Genomic DNA, 4702 nt, shown 5'->3' with positions numbered 1-4702 from the left:
CGTTGGCACCCGGCCCGCACCGGCCGGGCCCGGCCGGCACCCGTTCGGGCCGGGCCGATTGCGGGCGGCCCGGACCGGACGCACGGTGGGGACACGTCCTGCGCGCGGATGCCGTACGGATCCCCTGCCGAGGAGGAGCGACATGGCCGAAGGCCAGTGGAGCCCGGGCCGCAAGGACATGGACGCGGACGAGTTCAGGCCCGTCCTGGACATCGTCGAACCGGCACGTCAACGGCGGCTGACCGTACTCCTGCGCCTCCTCCTGCTGATCCCGCACTTCATCGTGCTGTTCGTCCTGCACATCGCGGCGTTCTTCACCGTCATCGTGGGTTGGTTCGCGGCCCTGGTCCTGGGGCGGCTGCCCGACCCCGTCTTCCGCTTCCTGACCGGCGTCCTCGGCTACGACATGCGTGTCTCGGCGAGCGACATGCTGCTCATCGACCGCTACCCGCCGTTCGCCCTGACCCCGCCGGCCGACTATCCGGTGCAGATCGAGGTGCGGCCCACCCCGCTGAACCGGCTCGCGGTGCTGTTCCGTATCTTCTTGATGATCCCGGCGGCGATCGTGCAGAGCCTCGCCGTGTACGGGTGGTGGGCGATGGCCTTCGTCTGGTGGCTGATCACGCTGTGCCTCGGGCGCATGCCCCGCCCGCTGTTCGAGGCGACGGCGGCCACCCTGCGCTACCGGATGCGCTTCTCCGCGTACGTCATGATGCTCACCCCCGCCTACCCCAAGGGTCTGTTCGGCGACGACGACCTCGCCGGGGCCCCGGAGCCGTCGCGCTCGGCCACCCGCCCGCTGGTCCTGAGCAGCGCCGCGAAGTGGCTCGTGGTGCTGTTCCTGGTGCTCGGCCTCGCCGGACACATCACCTCGTCCGTGACCGCCTCCACGACCGACGACACCTCCGACACCCGCCTCGTCGGTCGCTAAGAGCCACAGGGCCCCGTGGATCCACGATGCCCCTGGCCCGCCGCGTCGGCGTATCGGCGGGCCAGGAGGGCGAAGGCGTCCCTGAGTTCGTCGGGCCCGACCACCTCGATGTCCACGTCGAACCTGCCGATCTCGGCGGCCAGACCCGGCCACGACCAGGCGCCCAGGACCACGCGGCAGCGGTCCGGGCCGCACTCCTCGACGATCCCGTTGCGGACATGGCCGGCCACCTCGGAGGCGGGGGCGTCGAGGATCACCTCGCCGCGGCAGGGCCACTCGCCCGGCGCCCCGGAGCCCTGGAACCGGGCGGCGACGAACGCGGCCACATCACCTCCGGGCACCTCGCGCGGCGTGAACCGGGGGCCCGTGGGCGTACGCGGTGTGATCCGGTCCGCGCGGAACGTCCGCCAGTCCTCGCGGTCCAGGTCCCAGGCGACGAGATACCAGCGCCCGCCCCAGGTGACCAGCCGGTGCGGCTCCACCCGCCGCACCGCGGGCGGTGCTTCGGCGGTGCCGGTGGCCGGTGGGGCGTACGCGGGGGAGTGGTCGAAACGCAGCACCTCGTGGACGCGCACCGCGTCGCTCAGCGCGAGAAGAACGCGCGGATCGGCCTGCGGCTGCGGCGGGCCCCCCGTGCGTTCGACGGCGGTGACGTTCAGGGCGTCGACGCGATGGCGCAGCCGGGCGGGCATGACCTGCCGGACGGTGGTGAGCGCGCGGGCCGCGGCCTCCCCGATGCCGGCGCCGGTCGCGGTGGCGGTCCGCAGTGCGACGGCGAGGGCGACGGCCTGGTCGTCGTCGAACAGCAACGGCGGTAACCGGGCGCCCGCGTCCAGCCGGTATCCGCCGTCGGGCCCCTTGAAGGCCGCGATGGGATAGCCCAGCTCCCGCAGCCGGTCGACGTCCCGCCGCACCGTGCGCGGACTGACCTCCAGCCGCTCGGCCAACAGGCCGCCCGGCCAGTCCCGACGCGCCTGGAGAAGGGAGAGAAGCGCCAGCAGTCGCGCTGAAGTCTTCGGCATGACACGAGTATGAAGGGAGAAGAGGCCACATCCTGTCCGCTTCCCCTGTGAAGATCGATCCGTACCCACCGCACGACGGACCACCGGAAGGACCCACCACCATGACCACACCCGCCACGTCCCCCGACCCCGAGCGCACCGACCTGCTCGCCGCCCTCGCCGACGCGCGCGCCGCCCTGACCTCCTCGGTGCGCGGCCTCGGAGACGAGCAGGCCGGCGAACGCCCGACGGTCAGCGCGCTGTGCCTGGGCGGCCTCGTCAAGCACGTTGCGGCCATGGAGGAGAGCTGGCTGAACTTCGTGACCGAGGGCCCCTCCGCGATGTCCTTCGACCTGCCCGACGGCGTCACCTGGGACGACTTGATGACCGGCACCGCGTGCGAGGTGCCGAAGTGGGCGATCGAGCGGGAGAAGGAGTTCCGGATGCTGCCCGGCGAGACGACGGCCGGGGTTCTCCACGCGTACGAGCAGGTCGCCGCCCGCAGCGAGAAGATCATTCTCGCCCTCCCCGACCTCTCGGCCTCGCACCCCCTCCCCGAGGCGCCCTGGAACGAACCCGGCGGCAAGTGGAGCGTCCGGCGGGTGCTGAACCATGTCATCGCCGAGACCGCCCAGCACGCCGGCCACGCGGACATCCTGCGCGAGTCGCTCGACGGACGACAGGCGACGTGACCACCGGGGCCCAGCGCGGGAGTCAGCGAGGAACCGACGGCCGGCGACCGTCGGCGGACAAGGGAGCCCGCAGGCGAGCCGGCAAGCGAAAGGCGGAGGCGACACGGTGACCGTTCTCGACAACCGGGCGCTCAACCGCGCCATGCTCGCGCGCCAGTTGCTGCTGGAGCGGGCCGACCTGCCGGTCGTGGACGCCGTGTCCCACCTCTGCGGCCTCCAGGCGCAGGAACCGCAGGAGCCCTTCGTCGGGCTCTGGTCCCGGCTGGCGGCCTTCGATCCGGCGGTCCTCTCGGACCTGCTGACCCGGCGGAGCGTGGTGCGCACCCATCTGATGCGCCGCACGGTCCACCTCGTCACCGCCGACGACGTCCTCGCCTGGCGGACCCGCCACGACGCGATGCTGCGCCAGAAGGTGCTCGGGGTCTACCGCGACGAGCTGAAAGGGGTCGACCTCGAAGAACTCGCCGCGGCTGCGGGCAAGTTGATGTCCGACGGGGCGCCGCGCACCGCGGCCGAGATCGTGCGGGCGCTCGCCGACCGCTGGCCCGGCCCGGGGCCGCGCCCCCTGGGCGAGGTGGTGGTCGCCGCTCTCGTCCCGATGGCGCAGGCACCGCCGCGGGGGCTGTGGCGCACCAAGGGCGGGGTGCGCAATGTCGCGCTCTCCTCCTGGCTGGGCCGACGGGTCGACGCACCCGCCCCCGACGGTGCCGACCCGGTCGGCCAGGCGCTGGTGCGGCGTTATCTGGCCGCCTACGGGCCCGCCGCCACGGCCGACCTGCGCGCCTGGTCCGGCCTGGCCGGGCTGCCGGGCGCGGTGGCCGCCGTACGCGGCGAACTGGTCCGGTTCCGCGACGAGCGGGGGCGAGAGCTGCTCGACCTGCCCGACGCCCCGCGCCCGGACCCGGACACCCCCGCTCCCGTACGGTTCCTGCCGGCCTTCGACAACGCGATCCTCGGCTACCAGGACCGCGGCCGGATCATCGACGACGCCCACCGCGGCCTCTCGGTCGCTGGGGAGCGCGTCGTGCTGGTCGACGGCCGGGTGGCCGCCACCTGGAGCGTCGCCGAGGAGGTCGTCACGGTGGATCCGCTGCGTCCCCTCTCCCGGGCGGATCGGGTCGCCGTGGCCGACCAGGGGAGGGAGCTCGCCTCGTTCCTCTCCGACGGCGGCAGCGACCGGGTACGGTTGGCGGCCTCGCCGCGCTGAGCGACCCCGGGCCCGGTCGCCGGGAGAGCCTTCGCGTCTGCCCGCCCGTATCGGAACAGACCTATTTTGTACGGGAGTTTGCCGGCGAGGCGGCGGGAGTCGGACTGAAAACACCGGACGCGGGTCACATGCAGAACATGACGTCCAGCGACGTAACCCCAGAGCCCGCGCCGCACGCCGGCGGAAAGCGCACCGCCCGCCCTTCCCGGGGATGGCTGAAAGTCCTCGGCATCGGCGCGGCCGTACTGGCCCTGCTGTTCGCCGGCAGCCGGCTCAGCCTGCTGCCGGGGCTCGGCGACCTCTTCGGCGAGGAGACCCACGACCGGTCGGGCCCCGCCGTGCTCAAGTCGATCCAGGACATGAGCGCGTACGAGGCCGCCTCGGGCAACTTCCAGGTCGTCGTCGACCTGGAGAAGGACACGAAGTTCGTCCCCGACGCCCTGCGCGGCACCCGCACCCTGTTCGTCGGGGCGGGCACGGTCGCCGCTTCCGTCGACCTGGGCAAGGTCACCGAGGGCGGCGTCGTGGTCAACGAGGACCGTACGACGGCCGAACTCCGCCTGCCCCGGGCGGCGTTGGGCACGCCAGCCCTCGATCCCGACCGCTCCTACACGGTGTCGAAACAGCGCGGTCTCTTCGACCGACTGGGCGACTTCTTCTCCGACAACCCCGGCAGTGAGCAGGCGGTCAACAAACTCGCCGTCCAGCACATCGGAGAAGCGGCGAAGGAGAGCGAACTGACCGCCCGGGCCGAGAAGAACACCGCCGACATGCTGAAGGGTCTCCTCGGCTCCCTCGGCTTCGAGCGCGTCACGGTCCGGTACGGCGACGACCAGGGATGATCGCGTCACCCGGCCGGCCGCGCGAACCC

General features: G+C 72.8%; 5 protein-coding genes. 4 read left to right on the top strand and 1 reads right to left on the bottom strand.

The genetic code is table 11. From position 1 onward, the window contains the following. Positions 1–142: 142 nt before the first annotated feature. Entirely contained in the window at positions 143–931 is a 789-nt protein-coding gene (locus ACFWM7_RS33710; RefSeq protein ID WP_383268160.1) for a DUF4389 domain-containing protein, read from the top strand. On the opposite strand, the gene ACFWM7_RS33705 is transcribed toward ACFWM7_RS33710, so the two are convergent. Then, positions 928–1953, bottom strand: coding sequence for a helix-turn-helix transcriptional regulator (locus ACFWM7_RS33705; RefSeq protein ID WP_383268158.1), 1026 nt, complete (start codon positions 1951–1953; stop codon positions 928–930). The two genes, ACFWM7_RS33710 and ACFWM7_RS33705, sit on opposite strands and share 4 nt — an antisense overlap. 101 nt (positions 1954–2054) lie before the next feature. Between ACFWM7_RS33705 and ACFWM7_RS33700 the strand changes: the two genes are divergently transcribed. From ACFWM7_RS33700 to ACFWM7_RS33690, 3 genes are all read left to right on the top strand, one after another. Next, positions 2055–2624, top strand: a complete 570-nt coding sequence (locus ACFWM7_RS33700; protein ID WP_383268155.1) for a DinB family protein — start codon at positions 2055–2057, stop codon at positions 2622–2624. Positions 2625–2730: 106 nt separating this feature from the next. Next, the gene (locus tag ACFWM7_RS33695) at positions 2731–3831 is read left to right on the top strand and encodes a winged helix DNA-binding domain-containing protein (protein ID WP_383268153.1); all 1101 of its coding nucleotides are present in this window, start codon (positions 2731–2733) and stop codon (positions 3829–3831) included. Between the two features lie 137 nt (positions 3832–3968). Next, positions 3969–4673: a DUF4230 domain-containing protein gene (locus ACFWM7_RS33690; protein ID WP_383268150.1), complete on the top strand. Its 705-nt coding sequence runs from the start codon at positions 3969–3971 to the stop codon at positions 4671–4673. The last annotated feature ends 29 nt before the right edge of the window (positions 4674–4702 follow it).

The sequence above is a fragment of the Streptomyces sp. NPDC058375 genome, from assembly GCF_042723425.1.
Lineage (GTDB): Bacteria > Actinomycetota > Actinomycetes > Streptomycetales > Streptomycetaceae > Streptomyces > Streptomyces durocortorensis.
The sequence above is the reverse complement of the archived record's forward strand: the minus strand, read 5'-3'. Positions and strand labels throughout refer to the sequence as shown.

What these genes read in the sequence shown, in the direction of transcription:
- ACFWM7_RS33700 (WP_383268155.1), top strand. Translation starts at nt 2,055, where the DNA reads ATGACCACACCCGCCACGTCCCCCGACCCCGAGCGCACCGACCTGCTC.
- ACFWM7_RS33710 (WP_383268160.1), top strand. Translation starts at nt 143, where the DNA reads ATGGCCGAAGGCCAGTGGAGCCCGGGCCGCAAGGACATGGACGCGGAC.
- ACFWM7_RS33690 (WP_383268150.1), top strand. Translation starts at nt 3,969, where the DNA reads ATGACGTCCAGCGACGTAACCCCAGAGCCCGCGCCGCACGCCGGCGGA.
- ACFWM7_RS33705 (WP_383268158.1), bottom strand. Translation starts at nt 1,953, where the DNA reads ATGCCGAAGACTTCAGCGCGACTGCTGGCGCTTCTCTCCCTTCTCCAG.